Source organism: Lysinibacillus sp. NPDC093190, from assembly GCF_050280425.1.
GTDB lineage: Bacteria > Bacillota > Bacilli > Bacillales_A > Planococcaceae > Lysinibacillus.
This window is the reverse complement of the sequence record NZ_JBNNVG010000024.1, coordinates 67,475-85,194: the sequence shown is the minus strand read 5'-3', so window position 1 is coordinate 85,194 and position 17,720 is coordinate 67,475. Positions and strand designations below refer to the sequence as shown.

16 protein-coding genes and 1 riboswitch are annotated in these 17,720 nt (G+C 36.7%); of the genes, 8 read left to right on the top strand and 8 right to left on the bottom strand.

Annotation, left to right across the window (positions count from 1 at the left end):
* Window positions 1-381: 381 nt before the first annotated feature.
* Window positions 382-555, top strand: a riboswitch (M-box (ykoK) riboswitch).
* 365 nt (window positions 556-920) lie between these two features.
* Entirely contained in the window at window positions 921-1,631 is a 711-nt protein-coding gene (locus ACQKOF_RS17975) for an MgtC/SapB family protein (protein ID WP_427559880.1), read from the top strand.
* A gap of 18 nt (window positions 1,632-1,649) precedes the next feature.
* A complete protein-coding gene (locus ACQKOF_RS17970; RefSeq protein WP_427559877.1) occupies window positions 1,650-2,423 on the top strand; it encodes a magnesium transporter in 774 nt (257 codons plus the stop codon).
* Between the two features lie 292 nt (window positions 2,424-2,715).
* Here the strand turns inward: ACQKOF_RS17970 and hpaB are convergent, their stop codons facing one another.
* Window positions 2,716-4,152 (bottom strand): 4-hydroxyphenylacetate 3-monooxygenase, oxygenase component, encoded by a 1,437-nt coding sequence (gene hpaB / locus ACQKOF_RS17965; protein WP_427559875.1) that lies wholly within the window; start codon window positions 4,150-4,152, stop codon window positions 2,716-2,718.
* 342 nt (window positions 4,153-4,494) lie between these two features.
* Between hpaB and ACQKOF_RS17960 the strand changes: the two genes are divergently transcribed.
* Entirely contained in the window at window positions 4,495-4,683 is a 189-nt protein-coding gene (locus tag ACQKOF_RS17960) for a hypothetical protein (RefSeq protein ID WP_132356928.1), read from the top strand.
* A gap of 54 nt (window positions 4,684-4,737) precedes the next feature.
* Entirely contained in the window at window positions 4,738-4,866 is a 129-nt protein-coding gene (locus tag ACQKOF_RS17955; RefSeq protein WP_427559873.1) for a hypothetical protein, read from the top strand.
* Between the two features lie 51 nt (window positions 4,867-4,917).
* On the opposite strand, the gene ACQKOF_RS17950 is transcribed toward ACQKOF_RS17955, so the two are convergent.
* Together ACQKOF_RS17950 and recD2 are read right to left on the bottom strand one after the other, a co-directional pair.
* On the bottom strand, window positions 4,918-6,636 hold the full coding sequence (locus tag ACQKOF_RS17950) for a polysaccharide deacetylase family protein (RefSeq protein WP_427559870.1): 1,719 nt from the start codon (window positions 6,634-6,636) through the stop codon (window positions 4,918-4,920).
* Window positions 6,637-6,639: 3 nt separating this feature from the next.
* The gene (recD2, locus tag ACQKOF_RS17945; protein WP_427559867.1) at window positions 6,640-9,072 is read right to left on the bottom strand and encodes an SF1B family DNA helicase RecD2; all 2,433 of its coding nucleotides are present in this window, start codon (window positions 9,070-9,072) and stop codon (window positions 6,640-6,642) included.
* Window positions 9,073-9,261: 189 nt separating this feature from the next.
* Here recD2 and hisA point away from each other — a divergent pair, with 189 nt between their 5' ends.
* From hisA to ACQKOF_RS17930, 3 genes are all read left to right on the top strand, one after another.
* Entirely contained in the window at window positions 9,262-10,029 is a 768-nt protein-coding gene (gene hisA, locus ACQKOF_RS17940; RefSeq protein WP_427559865.1) for a phosphoribosylformimino-5-aminoimidazole carboxamide ribotide isomerase, read from the top strand.
* Window positions 10,026-10,328, top strand: coding sequence for a hypothetical protein (locus tag ACQKOF_RS17935; protein ID WP_427559862.1), 303 nt, complete (start codon window positions 10,026-10,028; stop codon window positions 10,326-10,328). Before hisA ends, ACQKOF_RS17935 begins: the two co-directional genes overlap by 4 nt.
* 169 nt (window positions 10,329-10,497) lie before the next feature.
* Window positions 10,498-11,250 (top strand): GTP pyrophosphokinase, encoded by a 753-nt coding sequence (locus tag ACQKOF_RS17930; RefSeq protein WP_427559860.1) that lies wholly within the window; start codon window positions 10,498-10,500, stop codon window positions 11,248-11,250.
* A 204-nt stretch (window positions 11,251-11,454) separates the two neighbouring features.
* Here the strand turns inward: ACQKOF_RS17930 and ACQKOF_RS17925 are convergent, their stop codons facing one another.
* From ACQKOF_RS17925 to cymR, 4 genes are all read right to left on the bottom strand, one after another.
* The gene (locus ACQKOF_RS17925) at window positions 11,455-12,114 is read right to left on the bottom strand and encodes a tetratricopeptide repeat protein (RefSeq protein WP_427559857.1); all 660 of its coding nucleotides are present in this window, start codon (window positions 12,112-12,114) and stop codon (window positions 11,455-11,457) included.
* Between the two features lie 82 nt (window positions 12,115-12,196).
* On the bottom strand, window positions 12,197-13,321 hold the full coding sequence (gene mnmA, locus ACQKOF_RS17920; RefSeq protein WP_427559854.1) for a tRNA 2-thiouridine(34) synthase MnmA: 1,125 nt from the start codon (window positions 13,319-13,321) through the stop codon (window positions 12,197-12,199).
* A gap of 37 nt (window positions 13,322-13,358) precedes the next feature.
* Complete coding sequence (locus ACQKOF_RS17915) at window positions 13,359-14,507, bottom strand: cysteine desulfurase family protein (protein WP_427559851.1); 1,149 nt, start codon at window positions 14,505-14,507, stop codon at window positions 13,359-13,361.
* A gap of 79 nt (window positions 14,508-14,586) precedes the next feature.
* The gene (gene cymR, locus ACQKOF_RS17910; RefSeq protein WP_053484768.1) at window positions 14,587-15,006 is read right to left on the bottom strand and encodes a cysteine metabolism transcriptional regulator CymR; all 420 of its coding nucleotides are present in this window, start codon (window positions 15,004-15,006) and stop codon (window positions 14,587-14,589) included.
* Between the two features lie 202 nt (window positions 15,007-15,208).
* On the opposite strand from cymR, the gene ACQKOF_RS17905 reads away from it, so the two are divergent.
* Window positions 15,209-16,498 carry a replication-associated recombination protein A gene (locus ACQKOF_RS17905; protein ID WP_427559848.1) on the top strand — a complete coding sequence of 430 codons (1,290 nt, stop codon included), beginning with the start codon at window positions 15,209-15,211 and terminating at the stop codon, window positions 16,496-16,498.
* Window positions 16,499-16,632: 134 nt separating this feature from the next.
* Here the strand turns inward: ACQKOF_RS17905 and ACQKOF_RS17900 are convergent, their stop codons facing one another.
* Window positions 16,633-17,352 carry a hypothetical protein gene (locus ACQKOF_RS17900; RefSeq protein ID WP_427559846.1) on the bottom strand — a complete coding sequence of 240 codons (720 nt, stop codon included), beginning with the start codon at window positions 17,350-17,352 and terminating at the stop codon, window positions 16,633-16,635.
* Window positions 17,353-17,720 lie beyond the last annotated feature (368 nt).

Genomic DNA, 17,720 nt, shown 5'->3' with positions numbered 1-17,720 from the left:
TATATCAACAACCGACCAAGAAAATGTCTTGGTTGGAAAACTGCAAACGAGGCTTTTAATGAGCAATTGTTGCACTTAATTTGACAAATCATCATTCAAAAAAACTTCTAACCCCAAATTTGATTAAGTAAAAATTGTAAGCATAATAATAAGGCTCATCACCAAAAGTTCGGGATATTATGTAATAAAAAGTTGATTGGAAAGGGAGCTAGCCAGTAGGGGAACAAAGGTTAAAGATATAACGTCCTGAGATATGCCTTCGTGGCCAATATCGTTTTACCCAATGGAACGGCCCCCCACGTATGAGGCCATTTTAAGATTTTTTCTTTTAAACAGTTGTTGACAACCAAAATAATTCGGAGTACAATTCACTTGAAAACTATATGTCCTCGTTAGGTGAGGCTCCTATGCAAACATAGGCCACTGCCCAGAAATATCGAAAGATACCCATGGGTAGAACAGGAATTGCCGAATTAAGGCTTTTCATAAGGTGGCTAAGAAATGATATCATTTCTTTACGGTGTATAGTGCTAAAACTCGATTAAGGGGAATCGAACGTACTTTTTTGTTTTTTCGTGCGCTTTTCACCCCCTCTAAATCGTTAGAGGGGTTTTTTATTTTATTTGACTAAAAAGGGGGAAACATGTGATGGATAGTTATTCGATATGGCATTTCATATTTTTAAATAATTCGAATATGGCAAAAGGCAGCGTTTTTGCGTTCAGTCCGCATATGTCCCTTTCTTCAAAAACCCAATTATGAATTTCCCGCAAAATTGGAGTTTACCAAGATAGGTTTATTTGATGTGTACGTCGAACAAGATACATTCTAAGCAAGAAGCTCCCTTTTTTACGGGAGCTTTTTTATATTATTTTTATTTTAGTGGCATTCTATAAAAAGAAATGAAGAGGTGATTGACGATGATAATGACAGTAGAAATGATAATCAAGTTAAGTCTAGCTTTACTATTCGGATTATTGATTGGGATTGATAGACAGATTAAACAAAAACAACTTGGCATAAGACCTAGTATGGTCATCTGTATTGCCAGCTGTTTATTAACAATTGTATCCATAGAAGCATTCGGAAAATTTGGAGGTGCCAATCATCCGAATATGGATCCGATGCGACTTGCTGCGCAGATTGTAAGCGGAGTTGGCTTCATTGGTGCTGGCGTTATTTTACGAAGAAGTAACGAGGTTATTTCTGGTCTTACTTCCGCTGCACTAATCTGGTCAGCTTCTGCCCTTGGAATTTCTATCGGGGCAGGGTTTTATCTAGAAGCAACATGTGCTGTCATCCTATTGATAGCGGCAGTCAACATTGTGCCCTTCTTCATTAAAACATTAGGTCTATCAACACTTAACCGACAGGATATTTCATTAAAGATTATCGTGGAATCGAATTATCGTATGACAGAATTAATTAAAATGATTAAGCATAGAGGGCAAAATGGATCTTCAAAAAAATATGAATATAAAATTCGGCATTTCAAGCTCAAAGATATTGATAACGATCACCAATTAATTGACTTAATTCTTTCGGTACCAGAAAACCAATATACGACGGAGATTTATTATTATGTCAAAAAGATTGATCACGTCCTGAGTGTCGAAATTGAGAATTTGTAATAGAAAGGAGCGTCAATAATGATTAGACTACATCAATATAAATATAAAGAAGAGTACACATACTACATGTTGCAATCTTTAAAGTCTGGAAAAAAAGATTCTTTTCGAAAGGATTTTCTAGATTTACATCCTATGGATCAAGCAACATTTTTTACAGAACTTAGTGAGGAAAAACGCTTCACAATTTATTCTTTTTTAACTCCGTCTGAATTTGGAGAAATTTTTAGCGAGCTAGAACCAGCCATGCAGAAAAAATGTATTATAGAGATTGACCGTCCATTTGCAGTGGAGATGTTAAATGAATTACCTCCAGATGACGCCACAGATTTCTTGGGGCTACTATCATATAAAGAAGCCGATTTTTATTTAGAATGCATGGAAAAAGATGAAGCCGATGATATTAAGCAATTACTTCAATACAAAAAAGGGTCAGTGGGAGCCTTGATGACAACAGACGTAGTAATAGTTGCAAAAGATGATTTAGTAATTGATGTGTTTGAACGCCTAAAGCATAGTGAAGCAGATGCAGAAACTTTTTATTACTTATATGTTACAGATACGAATAAACAATTGCTTGGAGTCGTATCATTACGAGAGCTAATAATTTCACCACCAGAGTGTCGAATGCGTGAAATTATGAACTCCGGAATAATTTCAGTATCTGCCCATACAAACCAATCTGAAGTAATCCAAATCATTCGGAAATATGGTCTTTTAGCAGTCCCTGTAGTAACTGAGAACCTTGAACTACTTGGAATTGTTACTTTTGATGATGTGCTGACTTATCTATAAAGATATTGATATATTTTATAGTACATCACACTCAAAGAGAAGTAATTGTATCAATTATGCCTCGGCATAATTGCGTCCGGAGGCTTTAGGGCAACATGATGTTGGTCACTCAGTCGTGTGTTGCTGTCGCTTCGCTTTCGCACAGATAAATTGCCACAGGACGTGGCGTTCTTAGACTGAGTTCCTCTATTTCAGCGGATGTCTTTTGTACCGAAAGCGTAGCGACAGGTACAGATGTTTGGACACCCGCTGAAATAAGTTAAATTAATTTTAAACAGTTACTTCCTCAAAACTAATTATTATTTTTCAAAAAGTTTTCTACCCGATTAACTAATTCTTCCCTGTTATAAGAATTATAAAGTGCGCTGGCTAAACGAACTGGATCCCCAAAGAAAAAGCGTTCATACAGTGTTTGTCTTGTACCAAAGCTACTCATCGTTAAATCCCAAGCTAAGCGGAATTTTTTGACGCGCTCCTCTCCACCATCCTGAAAAGACTGTAAATAATGCTCAAGTTCACCGTCATCCGCTGTAAATGCTTTTTCACTTGGAATGGACATTAATCCGCTTGCGCCAAGTAACTGGATAATTTCTGTAAAGGTCGGATATACTTTAGGGAACATCTGAATAGCTACTTGTACTGTTGGAAGGTCAGGTCTTATAAAACCAAAGTCATCTCTTTTCGCTTCTATTTCAGACTTTAACAGTAAGGCCTTCATCGTTTCTAATGTCACGATGATATCAACAACCTTTTGATGCACATGTTGGTATTCGCCGATATTTATCGTATTTATTATTGACTGTACAACACCTAAGACAAATTCTGTTTTGGCAATTTGACGTGTAAGAACTTGATGTAAACCATATGTCTGAAAACCACTTACGTTCAAAAAGTTATTGGCAACTTCCACATTCTCATAATAAAAGACGCGTTCCCAAGGTACTACAACATTATCAAATACAACGATTGCATCCATTTCCTCGTAACGACTACTTAATGGATAATCAAAAGCCGATTCCCCTCCGACAAATGATTGTCTGCATAAAAACTTTAAACCTTTTGTATTACTTGGTATTGAGAAAGCAAAGCCTTTTCCTTCATCAAAACCATTTGTTGATATAACAAGGAGTTCATCTGTAATTCCTCCCTGTGTCGCTAGTAATCTCGCACCTTTAATTACTAACCCCTCGCTCGTTTTAGCTACAATTTTAGCAGCAATTGTAACATCTTCATCTTCAAAATAAAATTTTTGACGGTTTACTTGTGGCTCGATAAATGTATGTGTCATCGTCAAATCGTTCTCTCGAGCATACTCATAGAATTTTAATAAATGCTGGGGGAAACAATTTGGCTTATCTTTCAAATATTCTGCTATGGATGCCAGAGCCATTAATGTCGTATTCATGTAATCTGGACTTCTCCCCATAAGGCCATGATTAGATAATGCCCACTCTCGTATTGCATTTCGTCTTTTCACGAGATCTTCGACTGTCACCGCTTGAAGAAAAGACATACCTACACGGTTATTACTCGTTGGTGAAACATATGTCATCTTTTCAAGCAATGCCTCTTCATTTTGTAAATCAAAAAGCCTTGCCTGACTTTGCATTACTCCCTTAAATGCTGGATGCTCCGACACCTTCCCTGTGACAACTTTCCCATCAATCGAAATATATGTTTTTAAAGCGTCAATACGGTCAATATATTGCTGTCCTGTAATTACTGGCATGCAGTCACCCCTAAACGTTACAAATGTTTTATACTTTTTCAGTATATGAAATTCCCTAATATTAGGTTCCACTTTATCCAACTGTATTATAGCAAAATCTCAAATTATCTAAACTGTACTATTTTATAAATACAGTTGAAAATCACCTTTATTGCACAATTTTTCAGTTACTTTAGATAAAAACGGTTTCAATTAGCACTTTTTTAACGAGTTCAATTTTGTGACACATTCACAAAAAAGCCCTCTTCGACTAGTACAGAATTGCTAGATTTTTTATATATCCAGGTGTAAGATAGCTTCGTAACTAAATCAAATACATCTTTTTATTAAAGGAGAATATATATGAACAAACAAATCATCTCGTACGTGGCGGAAATGGAAGCTGCTTTAATGAATAAAATGGAGGATCATAATGAAGAGAACCTTTTATTTTCTATTGCTTCAGACATGATTGCCAAAGAAAAAGATCAATTTAAAAATGTTTGCCAAGCATATGAAGTAGTTAAACATCACCTAGTTGGCATCCACTAAATCACTTATGCCTCAGCATAAGTGCGTCCGGAATCGGAAAGGAGTTCTTTGTGTTTGCACAAAGAACTCCTTTCCGATTCTGTGACATCCACTGCTTTAGGTCAACAGATGTTTTTTGTGCGAAAGCGTAGTGCTAACGCAGCGACAGGTACAGATGTTTGGACACCCGCTGAAAGAAGTTAAAAAAATTGCACAACAAAACCCGATCAATTCGAATTGATCGGGTTTTGTATTTTACTGCGCATATGGCAGGACCATTTTTTGGAATTGTATAAATGTTGTTTGTTGATTACTGGACAAGCGTTTAATTTGATATACATCATCGTACGGATTGTTATAGCCAATCTTCGTTGAAAATGCCATCGTGAATCCAGCTTCCTTTACCGCATTAATGATGTTGGCATTATATTGTCCAAACGGATAAGCAAAAGCTTTAGCCTTTGGAATAATTGTTGTGCTACGTTGTAAATCCTGAACAACCTCATGATATGGGATTAGAAGCATTTTGCCTTTATTCCCTACTAAGTCATGTAAATTATAAGTGTGTGATCCATACGCAAAAACATCTTGCATATTTGTCATGTCCTGACGTGAAAGTGCCTGTAAATCATTATAATTAAAAATTTGCCCATCATTCGAATTTTCATTACGGTAAGTAATTAAAAATTGTGTAGCTTTAAAGCCATTGTTTTTAAGTACTGGATACGCATATTCACGTGTCGACAATAGGCCATCATCAAAAGTTAAAACAATTGAGTAGGCAGGCAGTGTTATTTCATTGCGCATGAAACGCAAGAATTCGTCTACAGAAATGGTTTCGTAGTTTTTACTTTTTAAATACTGCATTTCTTTTGCAAATTGAACATCTGTCATCGTAGTACTTACATTTTTGAAACGTCCAAGCTCATGCTCTTTTAGAAAATGATGATACATCATTACAGGAACGCCACGATCAATCGCTACTTTAGAGCTATGGATATATCCTTCACGGCCGCCAAGTACTGTTACGTACCAATCCCCTTCTTTCCGCAATATCGGATAACGGCGATTTGTATCTAGTTTAGCAAATGGCTGTAACACTTTTGTTGTTTTATCATAAATTTCACTATTTGCAGAAATAGGGATGAAATACTCATTTTTCATGGTATTGTCCTTACCAACATTTATATACGAAGGCGTATTTAAAAATTTCACCTTTGATTTTTCTGCATAAATATATGATTTTCCCCAACGAACTTGAACATATGTTGGATCCATTGATTCTACAACCTCTAGCTGTTGTCCTTTCATTAACGTAGCAATAGCCATTTCTTTTTCACGGCGGAAATCATAAAGAATTACGTTTTCTAACGCCTCTATATAGCCATTTTGTTTAATAGGAGGAGTTGTAGTTGGTTTTTCAATAGGCTTTGTAGTATTCGTATTTGTTGTACCCTGACCTTTTTCTTCCACAACAAAATTACTATGTACATACCCTAAGCGTCCGTTCACAGCAATTCCATACCAATTACCCATTTTACTATATATAGGGAAGTGAACTCCCTCTGACAATGTGGCAAATTGAACAAGTTTATTGCCAGTATTATCGTAAATCGGTGCAACGCTTGTTGGGACAATATAGTCCTTTATTTTAGCAACAGCTGGGACTGTATTTTTATAGTTTTTTGCTGAAACAACCTTTGTATAACGTTTTTCAACATAACCATAATAACCACCCCAACGAATCTGCCACCAATTGGCTCCATAATCTTTTGTTACTTCAAAAGTTTGCCCTGCTGATAATGTTCCCACCTGAACTAGTGAGCCTGAACGATTATCAAAGACAGTTGCTTCCTCATTCACTTGGATGACGGTATTATTTGCATATGCTTTTTCTGCAAAAGGTAACAGCATCATGAACAGAAGCAATACTAGCATGCGTTTCACTATATTCACCTCATAAAATTTTTTCATCTTTTACTCATTTAAATAATCATACGGCGAGACACCATCCATTCCAATCAATGGATGGATATATGGTTCTGTTTCTACCGTTAGCTTGAAATCAATGGATTGTTTTTCATTTTGTAAATCTTCGTTTAATGGAACCATTTCTGCTTCTACAACTTCCTCTGCAACATTCATTGGATTGAGCCTTGCACGTAGAGACGTAAAGCGCTGTAAATCATCCGTACGCTGTAAACCATCTGCTAGCACATCAGGTTCACCACATAAAATCAAGAAATTTTTTGCACGCGTAATACCTGTATATAACAAATTACGACGCAGCATTTTAGAATAGCCTCGTACCACCGGCATTATAACTGTCTGGAACTCAGAGCCTTGCGATTTATGAATTGAACAACAGTAGGCAAGTGTCAATTGATTGAGATCACTCCGTTGATAAGTTACTTCAATACCGTCGAATGACACAACAAGTAAATCTTGTTTCTCAATTGTTTCCTTTGCCTTTATAATACTGATTACCTCACCCATATCACCATTAAAAACATTGCTCTCTGGTTGATTGACAAGCTGTAAGACTTTATCCTTTATGCGATATGTGACATCACCAAAGACGAGCTCTTTTCTAGTACCAGTGTCGTTTGGATTAATAAGATCCTGAATCATTTTATTTAAATTATCTATTCCTGCTGGACCTTTGTACATTGGTGCTAACACTTGGATATTACGAATTTCTTGACCTTTCGCAACCGCACTTTTCACAACTTGTGTAACAACGCTTGCTACCTGATCTGAGGAAGCTTTAATAAATGAACGGTCAGACGTTTTTAATGTTAGATCATTTGTGATATTACCACGTTTAATTTGATGAGCAAGTTCAATAATCGTTGAGCCCTCTGCTTGTCGATAAACCTCTGTTAATTCGACAGTAGGTATTTGCCCGGAAGCCAACAAATCCTTTAACACCTGTCCTGGTCCTACTGGTGGAAGCTGATCTTGATCGCCCACAAATACAACTTGCACATCCTCATGCAAGGACTTTAATAATTGATGCGCGAGCCAAGTATCGACCATCGACATTTCGTCTACAATAATGAGTTTCCCTGTAACCTCACGCTCAGTTTCTTCCTCTTTCTCCTGACCAGTAAAGCCTAGCAATCGATGGATTGTCATAGCTGGAAGTTCTGTTGATTCCGATAAACGCTTGGCAGCACGTCCTGTTGGAGCACATAAAATAATCGGAAAGGGCTCTTCTTTTTGTGCGTATTCCTTCGGGTTTAATGATAGTCCGTGTAACTTTGCATACACTTCTACTACACCCCGAACAACAGTTGTTTTACCTGTACCGGGTCCACCAGTTAAAATCATAACAGCCGAGTTTAAAGCTTGTTCAATAGCATTCGCTTGTGTTTCAGCATATGTGACATTGAGCATCTCTTCTGTTTCACCAATCGCTTTGCGTATTTCAGCCTTACTAAAATGTTCAGCCTTATTGTTACGTTCGATTAAAGCTAATATTTTTGATGCAATTCCTACTTCTGAGAAATATAGAGATGGTAAATATAATCTCGTTTCTTCCCCACAAATTTTACTTTCCTCACGCAATTCGATGCAAGCTTTAGAAATAGTCTCAAAAGGAATTACCTCTCGTTGGCTTTGCTCAAGCATATCTTTTACTAGCGGTAACACATGTTCTGCATCTAGATATACATGCCCATCCGATAATGCTGCTGTATTTAGAGTATGTAAAATCGCCGCCTTAATACGGTCTGGATGATTGCCAGTAATCCCTAATTTTGAACCTAGCTCGTCGGCACGAAAGAAACCAACACCCTCTACATCTTCAATAAGGCGGTATGGGTTTTCAGTTAATAATTCAACGGCCTCTGTTCGGTATATTTGGTAAATTTTCATACCGAGCTGTGGTCCGAAACCCCATTCATTCAGTTGAATCATCACTCGTTCTAAGCCTAAATTTTGTTCAATCGTACGATGGATAACCTCTTTTTTTTCAGCAGATAGTCGAGGTACAGCATCGAGCGCATTTGCGTCCTCTAAAATAAGACGTAACGCATTTGCCCCTAGTTTCTCTACGATTGTTTCAGCAGTTTTTTTTCCGATTCCAACAAACAAGTCACTCGATAAGTAATGAATAATTCCTTGCTCTGTTGCTGGCACTTCCTTTGTAAATGTCTCTACTTGAAATTGCACACCATATTTTGGATGTTGTCTCAATAATCCTGTAAAACGATATTGTTCATCCATCTGTAACGTCGGGAAATATCCAACAACTATTATTTCCTTATCCTCATACTGTAAGTTGGTCTCTTGAATTTTCACACGAACTATCGAATACATATTTTGTGCATTATGGAAGATAGAGACGATTGGACGTCCGAGTATAAAAAATTTATTTTGTTCAAATAAATCAAGATTCTCTGCCATTTTCGGTTCGTCCTTTCGTGTTTATTTCAATCATTATATTTTACCACACCATAATGTGAAAAATCGTTTAAAAAGAGAATTCACTAAATTCTTTTATAATTAGTTTGATAAATAACATTTCACGGTTATTATCAACCTTTACATGCTATGATATAAGTGAATTTGTTGCACGGAAGGATTGTGAAACTATTGGAATTTAGACCTTGTATCGATTTACACGATGGCAAAGTAAAACAAATTGTTGGTAGCACATTAGGTCATAAAGATCAAGAAGTTATTGAGAACTTTATTTCAAATCATGACTCTAGTTATTATGCAAAAATGTTTGCCACGGATCAATTAACAGGTGGTCACGTCATTATGCTAGGTAACGGAAACGAAGAAGCCGCATTAGCAGCACTAGCAGAATATCCTCAAGGGTTGCAGGTTGGTGGCGGCATCACCACGGAAAATGCAAAAAAGTATATTGATGCGGGAGCTACCCATGTTATTGTCACATCATTTATATTCAATGATGCCAAACTCCATTTAGATCGACTAAAGCAATTAGTACAGATTATTGGTAAACAGCATCTTGTCATCGATTTAAGCTGCCGTATGCGTGATGGAAAATGGTTTGTTGTTACTGATAAATGGACAAAGTTTAGTAATTTTGAAGTAAATGCTGAGTCTATTGCATTTATCGAAAATTTCTGTGATGAATTACTTATTCACGCTGTTGATGTGGAAGGAAAACAAGGCGGTATGCAGGAAAGCTTAGTGCAAGATTTAGCCACTTGGACAACTATTCCAACAACATATGCTGGCGGAATTCGATCTTTAGAAGACTTAAAGAAATTTAAAAATATCTCAAATGATAAACTTCATGTGACAATCGGTAGCGCTCTTTCAATTTTTGGTGGAGATTTATCTTATTCAGATGTGGTGCATTATTGCAAAAAAGGCGGGGTATTGTGAAGTTAATATATAAGGATTATGTTTTCCCTTTTCAAGAAACAAATTTAGAACGCATTATAGACGGTAAATATTTTAAGATAAATACGAAGGATAATTCTCTTTCGTTACATATACAGCTAGATGATGAACAAATGCTACTTGAGTTTTCAAAATCTTTAAAGGCAACATGCGGCTTCTTACGTGATCAAGAAACAGAGCCTTATATTGGCATTTATATCGATTTACAAATATTCGTTGATGAATTTAATAAACGATACAACTTAAATGCTGAAATTATCGTTGATTACGAAGGGGACTAAACACCCCCTTTTTTTAAATTTTACAATGTAAATTTATGAAACAAGACAATACATAGATTCAGAGCACTTATTTCTATTTAGTCGCTATTTTTGTTAAGCTAATATTGAATATTATATATTTAGTTACTTAGTTGTGAACTAACAACTAAAAGAAAGGATTTTATGTAATATGAAAAATGAACTTGAAGCAACCACTATAAAAACTCTGCAAACAGAATTAACACGCTTCTTTTTAAACTATAAATTTGCCTTGCAGGAAATTGAAACGAAAATAAATATTTTACAAGAAGAGTTCCAGCTAATTCATGAATATAACCCGATTGAGCATTTATCAACTCGAGTAAAGTCACCAAAAAGTATAATAATAAAGGTCAAGAAAAAGAACATTGAGCCATCTATTGAAGCGATTCGTGAAAACATTCGTGATATTGCAGGTGTCCGAATTACATGCTCCTTTGTAGAAGATATATATAAAGTGAGTACGATGCTTCAGGCACAAAATGATATTGAAGTTGTGGATGTAAAAGATTATATTGCAGATCCAAAGGAAAATGGCTATCAAAGCTTGCATCTTATTATAAAAATCCCAATTTTTATGTCTGATCGTATGGAAAAGGTCTATGTCGAAATTCAAATTCGTACGATTGCAATGGACTTCTGGGCCAGCCTTGAACATAAAATCTATTACAAATACAACAAGGAAGTACCTGAACATATTCGTTTTGAGTTGAAGGAGGCTGCCATTCAAGTAGCTGAACTCGATCGAAAAATGGAACGACTGAATGAAGAAATCAATATTTTAAAAGCGAACGAAGCAGAATCATCATTTTTAGAAACTACTCCAATTGCACATTTAGCACAATATATATATCAACTATCATTTGATGACCATTCAGAGGATGATGAGGACAAAAATAAATAAGGATGCTAAACTAGTTTCGGCATCCTTTCAAGTTGTTGAAAAACTATTACGTCAATGAATTAAGCTCCCCTTTAAATAAAGTATTACTCTTCGGCAAAACGAGGGGTTGATACACTTTAATATATATTTGTTCTCTTGTAGACAATTTGAAAGGATGCCAACGTAATTTTGGCATCCTTTCAGTGTTTAAGAGCTTAAATGATTTTAGTTAAATCGCTGTGCAATCATATCATAAATATAACGTGCTTGGTCGTATTCTGGCTGTAAAGTAAAGGCTTGTTTTAGGTGGTACATGGCATCTTCTGTTTGCTCAGTAGATACCGCATATAATACACCTAAATTATAATGTGCATCTGCGTTATTCCAATCCTGTTCAATCAAATAATCTAATTCCTTTTTACCTTCTTCAAACATTTCTAATGCACATAGCACGATTGCATATGCTAGACGAATTTGTGTATCTTCTGGCGCAAGCTCTGAAGCTCGTTGTAAATATGGCAGTGCAAGCTTCGGATTTTCCATTCGCTCAAAACATTTGCCCATCATATAATACACATCTGCGCCTTCAATTTTATGTTTTAGTGCTTGCTCATAAAGCTTTACTGCTTCCGCATATCGTTCCGCATTAAAATATAAATTTGCTAAACCATAATAAGCAGTTGCTGCCATTTCATCAACAGTGATTGCTTTTTGGAAAAAACGCTCTGCACGTTCAGTATCCTCTAAGACCGCTAAGAGATTTCCAAAATTTACATAACCAATTGAATTTTCAGGCTCCGCTTCAATTGCTTGAGTAAAAAGTTGTGCAGCATCCTCGTAGCGCTTTTCCTGAAACGCTTGAATGCCCTGCTCGTTAAAATTCATTATTTTTCTTCACCTCTATGTAGCGAAAGACTACCTAAACTCTATACGCTTTAGGAAAGAGTATAAGCAGTCTTTTCGCAAATTAACCTACATATGTTAGTTTTTCATTATTTTTGAAAACTTCGTCGATTGTACCGCCACCCAAACATTCTTCACCGTCATATAGTACAACAGCTTGTCCAGGTGTAATCGCACGTACTGGCTCAGCAAACGTAATATGTGTACGTCCATCTTCTAAAATTTCCACTTCTACTGGTGTATCTGTTTGACGATAACGGAATTTTGCTGTGCATGAAAATTTCCCGGGCAATTTTTTTGTCGAAGTATAGTTCATTTTCACAGCAGTCAGTGAAGTAGAAAATAGTGAATCATTATTGAAACCTTGTCCCACTAGTAACACATTGCGCTCCAAATCTTTCCCTAACACGAACCAAGGTTCACCGTCACCACCAATTCCAAGACCATGACGTTGACCAAGTGTATAGTACATTAATCCGTCATGCTGGCCCATCAGGACACCATCCATCGTCTCCATTTTACCAGGTTGAGCTGGTAAAAATTGACTTAAAAATTCTTTGAAATTACGCTCTCCAATAAAGCAAATTCCTGTTGAATCCTTTTTCTTCGCTGTAGCTAACCCAGCTTCCTCCGCAATTTTACGGACTTCCTTTTTCTCAATATGTCCAATTGGGAACATTACATGCGACAATTGTTCCTGTGATAATTGGTTTAAGAAATACGTTTGATCTTTATTATTATCAATACCACGAAGCATTTTAACTTCGCCATCGCCACTACGATCAATTTGAGCATAGTGACCTGTCGCTAAATAATCAGCACCAAGATCCATCGCATGCTCTAAAAACGCTTTAAATTTAATTTCCTTATTACACATAACATCAGGATTTGGTGTGCGTCCTGCTTTATATTCTTCTAAAAAGTATGTGAAAACCTTATCCCAATATTGCTTTTCAAAATTCACTGCATAGTAAGGAATCCCGATTTGATTACATACTTTAATAACATCATCATAGTCTTCTGTAGCTGTACAAACGCCATTTTCGTCTGTATCATCCCAGTTTTTCATAAAAATCCCGATTACTTCATATCCTTGTTGTTTTAGTAAATATGCAGCAACCGAAGAATCTACCCCACCCGACATGCCGACAACAACACGAATTTGTGAGGGGTCACGTGTTTCTTTCATTTTGGTCACCTTTTCTTTTATTCAAATTCAAAGCAAACTATTTTTTCGCTAGTCTTTTCACAATCGCTGCTGTTTTTTCAGCCGCATGTTGTGCATCAGCTTCTGTTAAACCTTGACCGAAGCTAAAGCGGATCGAGTTGCGTAATTCCTCTGCGCCTTGTCCAAACATCGCTACTAAAACGTGTGATGGATCAATCGAACCAGCTGTGCACGCAGAACCACTCGATACGCAAATACCTGCCATATCAAGATTTACTAGGAATGACTCTACTTCCATACCAGAAAAACTTACATTTAAAACGTGTGGGAGCGTATTTTCTAAATCTCCATTCATATGAAATGCTAGATTTTCCTTCGTGAAAACATCCAACATAATTTGCTTAAAGCGATTGTATAGCGCACGCTTCTCTTCTCGCAACTCATTTGCAATTTGCACTGCAGTAGCAAAGCCAATCACTGCAGGCACATTTTCAGTTCCTGCACGACGTTTTTTCTCATGCGCTCCCCCTAATGCATAACTAGTAAATGGTGTTCCTGTTTTTTGGTAAAGGAAACCAATACCTTTAGGACCATTAATTTTATGTGCGGAAACACTTAGTAAATCAACCTGTAAATCAGCAACATTAATTGACTCTAAACCATATACCTGAACAGCATCTGTATGGAAAACAGCCTTATGTTCACGTAACAAGTCACCAATTTCAGCAATCGGTTGAATCGTACCAACTTCATTATTGCCGTACATAATCGTTACTAAAATTGTATCCTCACGTAATGCATTTCGCACGTCTTCTACAGAAACACGTCCTTTTTCATCAACCGGTAAATATGTCACATCAAAGCCATCTCGCTCAAGCTTTTCACAAGTATGTAACACAGCGTGATGTTCAATTTGTGTGGTAATGATATGCTTCCCTTCAGCAGCCCGTGCATAAACAGTGCCAAAAATAGCCGTATTATCCGCCTCTGTTCCGCCACTTGTTATAATAATTTCCCCAGGTTGAGCACCAATTGATTGGGCAAGTATTTCACGTGCATTATCTAAATATTTACGTGCCTCTCGACCTATCCCATGAATACTTGATGCATTCCCATAAACCTGTTGCATTGCTATAGTCATAGCGTCTATTACTTTGTCATTCATTGGTGATGACGCTGCATGATCGAGATAAATATATGAATTCATGTTGAAAACTCCTTTGTACGAAAAGCGCTAAAGACTCAGCTCCCTTCCTCAGGATAGGGAGATGTGCTTTAGCCTAATTTTAAATATAGAACATATAGCCTTCCGCTACATTTTCCTCAGTATATTGAGCTAGATCCTCAATTGTCGTTGTATCCAATACATTTTTCACAGCATCACGAATGCGGAGCCATAACTCTCGCTGAGGTGCTTCTTCATTTTCAATACCTTCTACTGGTTGAATTGGACCCTCTAACACACTAATAACATTAGCCGCCGAAATTTCACTTGGTGGATTTGCTAGCATATACCCACCATATGCACCGCGTACACTTTTCACTAAGCCAGAATTACGTAATGGTGAAACCAACTGCTCTAAGTATGCCTCAGAAAGCTCCTTTTCAGCAGCGATTTTGCGTAGTGGAATAGGTCCTTCTCCATAATGCTTTGCTAATTCAATCATAATCGTTAGCCCATAACGGCCCTTTGTAGAAATTTTCATTTTATCACCCTCAAATAGTCTAGTCAAAAATACTACCAACAGTATATCATAATCTCCTCTCGAAGAACTCGGAAATACTCTCGGGAGGTTATGATATACTATTAATTGCGCCTTTGTATAGTTAGGCAAAATACTATTAACGCTTCATTATAAGCACAAAAAAACATAATAATTGAAAAACAGTTGAAAGGGGGAATTTTTAATGCATAATGAACCACTCGCTTATCGCATGCGTCCTTTAACCCTTGAAGAGATTGTAGGACACCAAGATTTTATCGGCCTAAACACCGCTCTTTATAAAATGATTCAAAATGAACATGTTCCATCCATGCTACTATACGGTGAGCCAGGTATCGGTAAAACGTCAATAGCGAATGCCATAGCAGGAAGCTCGAAGCTTCCCTTTTTCGCACTAAATGCTACTCGCGCTGGTAAAAAGGACGTTGAGGATATTGTACAGGAAGCTCGAATATCTGGGAAAGTCCTTCTTTTTTTAGATGAAATTCATCGTTTTAATAAATTACAGCAAGATGCTTTATTACCACATGTTGAAAACGGTTCAATCGTGTTAATTGGAGCTACGACGGAAAATCCGTACCATGATGTTAATCCCGCTATTCGCTCACGTTGCGGAGAAATATATCAACTAAAACGTTTAACGAAAGAAAATATAATCGAACTTATAAAAAAAGCACTTTCTGATGAAAAACGCGGGCTAGCTAAACATCATTTTGTATTAACAGATCATCAAATTGAGCAAATTGCTGAAGCAGCTAATGGTGACGCACGGAAGGCATTAACTTTGCTTGAATCAATTTATTATGCAAGTGATGAAGTAGACGGTCAAACCATTGCTGCTGATCATATCATTGAGCATCTTATCGGCAGAATTGGCGTTTATGGTGATAAAAAAGGATCCCATTTTTATAATTTACTATCTGCATTACAAAAATCAGTTCGTGGAAGTGATACGAATGCAGCATTGTACTATTTAGCTCATTTATTGGAAACAGGTGATTTAGTAGCTGTTAGTCGACGTTTACTTGTTATGGCTTATGAGGATATAGGCCTTGCCAATCCTGATGTAGGACCTCATATGCTTGCGGCTGTACAAGCGGCTGAACGTTTAGGGCTACCCGAGGCGCGTATTCCGCTTGCAAGTGCTGTTATTGAAATGTGCCTTGCATCCAAATCCAATTCTGCAATTATAGCTATCGATGCCGCCATTGCTAGCATTCATGAAGGAAAAACAGGCGATATTCCACATCATCTACGCGATGCTCATTATGAAGGGGCAAAAGATTTAGGTCATGTAGGTTATCAATATCCCCATAACAGCCCTGTTGGAACATTCGGTGGCTGGATCGACCAGCAATATTTACCCGATGAGCTTGTGGGCACCGAATTTTATAAACCTGTTATTGCGGGTGAAGAAAAACGAATGGCAGGAATATACGAAAAGCTTAAATCTTTTCATAAAGATGAAAAGTAATATCGTTCCTTGACTAGGTTACTGAAAAACATACTATAATGTTTTTTCATGAAATAGGGCACTTCAATAACTAGAAGCGCCTTATTTTTTTATCTTATTACTTTCCCTTAAAAGCAGGACTGACTGCTAAGCAATCACCCTGTAAAGGTTGCCTTATTGGTTGTATAGCGCTTATTGTAAAATTGGTTTAATATATCTTCTACATTTCTCATTGATGGTAATTTAGTCGTATCTTCTTTTTCCTCTTTTTCTTTTTCAATATCATGTAAATAATGAAGGAAATTGTGGGTTTGATAGAGTAGACTAGCAAACTCCTGGGCGTTCTCCCGTACTTCAGTGCGAATTGCTTTTACAGCAATTGCTTGACCAATTGATTGCTCTCTTGACGGAGAGGTTTGATCATCTACATGATCATCTGTAGTTCTATATAATAATTTTAATGCCTCATAAACTTCCTTGTTATCACTAAAACGTTCCTTTATCCACCGTAAGACAAACTGTAATAGGACAACGGCATAAATGAGTGACAGATACTCATCTCCAAAAGATTTTTTCGACAAACGTTTAAAGTAGTCGGCTTGTGTCACCAGTTCGAATATGATGAAACGAATTGGATACAGGAGCGCATGTCCACTGTTGATATATAATTTTTCTCGATCTTTATACATAGCCAACCAAAAATCCCTAACTAATGAGATAGATTTTCTTGTCGAGAGAGCTAATTGACATTGGATAAGCTCATGTTCAAGTGTTGGTTGGATAAGCTGTCGAAATAGAAGTTCCTCATCCTCACTTACTAATAAGAGTGGTTTTTCTAATTTCGCCAAATCGATTTCAATACCGTTTATTAACATTGCACAGCCCCCTTCTTAAAATACTTATTGTATGGAATAAACCATAATCATCACCATAACGTAGGGTTGAGTTTCATTGTGATTGGTACTCCAATCAACTTAAATATGGTGTACGTTTTGATGATGAGGCATAAACCTTACACATAGATTTTCAATTTTTTAACTATATTTCGACAAAAATTTATAAATCCCTTTTAAGAAAAAAGTCATTTTTTTATTTCCTACAACAAAATTTTAACACTACTATAACGATCTTCTCACAAAATCTATTAACATTCACAAAAAAATCTGCAAAAATTTAAGAGTTGGAAATCCAATCCTCCCTCACAAAGCAGTGTGCTGTAAGGATTGGTAGATCAACCGCAAAA

Bases quoted from the DNA above. Each gene is read 5' to 3' on its own strand.
- ACQKOF_RS17930 (WP_427559860.1), top strand. From the start codon at position 10,498: ATGAAAAATGAACTTGAAGCAACCACTATAAAAACTCTGCAAACAGAA.
- recD2 (WP_427559867.1), bottom strand. From the start codon at position 9,072: ATGGCAGAGAATCTTGATTTATTTGAACAAAATAAATTTTTTATACTC.
- cymR (WP_053484768.1), bottom strand. From the start codon at position 15,006: ATGAAAATTTCTACAAAGGGCCGTTATGGGCTAACGATTATGATTGAA.
- ACQKOF_RS17925 (WP_427559857.1), bottom strand. From the start codon at position 12,114: ATGAATTTTAACGAGCAGGGCATTCAAGCGTTTCAGGAAAAGCGCTAC.
- ACQKOF_RS17960 (WP_132356928.1), top strand. From the start codon at position 4,495: ATGAACAAACAAATCATCTCGTACGTGGCGGAAATGGAAGCTGCTTTA.
- ACQKOF_RS17915 (WP_427559851.1), bottom strand. From the start codon at position 14,507: ATGAATTCATATATTTATCTCGATCATGCAGCGTCATCACCAATGAAT.
- mnmA (WP_427559854.1), bottom strand. From the start codon at position 13,321: ATGAAAGAAACACGTGACCCCTCACAAATTCGTGTTGTTGTCGGCATG.
- ACQKOF_RS17905 (WP_427559848.1), top strand. From the start codon at position 15,209: ATGCATAATGAACCACTCGCTTATCGCATGCGTCCTTTAACCCTTGAA.
- ACQKOF_RS17950 (WP_427559870.1), bottom strand. From the start codon at position 6,636: ATGAAAAAATTTTATGAGGTGAATATAGTGAAACGCATGCTAGTATTG.
- ACQKOF_RS17970 (WP_427559877.1), top strand. From the start codon at position 1,650: ATGATTAGACTACATCAATATAAATATAAAGAAGAGTACACATACTAC.
- ACQKOF_RS17975 (WP_427559880.1), top strand. From the start codon at position 921: ATGATAATGACAGTAGAAATGATAATCAAGTTAAGTCTAGCTTTACTA.
- ACQKOF_RS17900 (WP_427559846.1), bottom strand. From the start codon at position 17,352: ATGTTAATAAACGGTATTGAAATCGATTTGGCGAAATTAGAAAAACCA.
- hpaB (WP_427559875.1), bottom strand. From the start codon at position 4,152: ATGCCAGTAATTACAGGACAGCAATATATTGACCGTATTGACGCTTTA.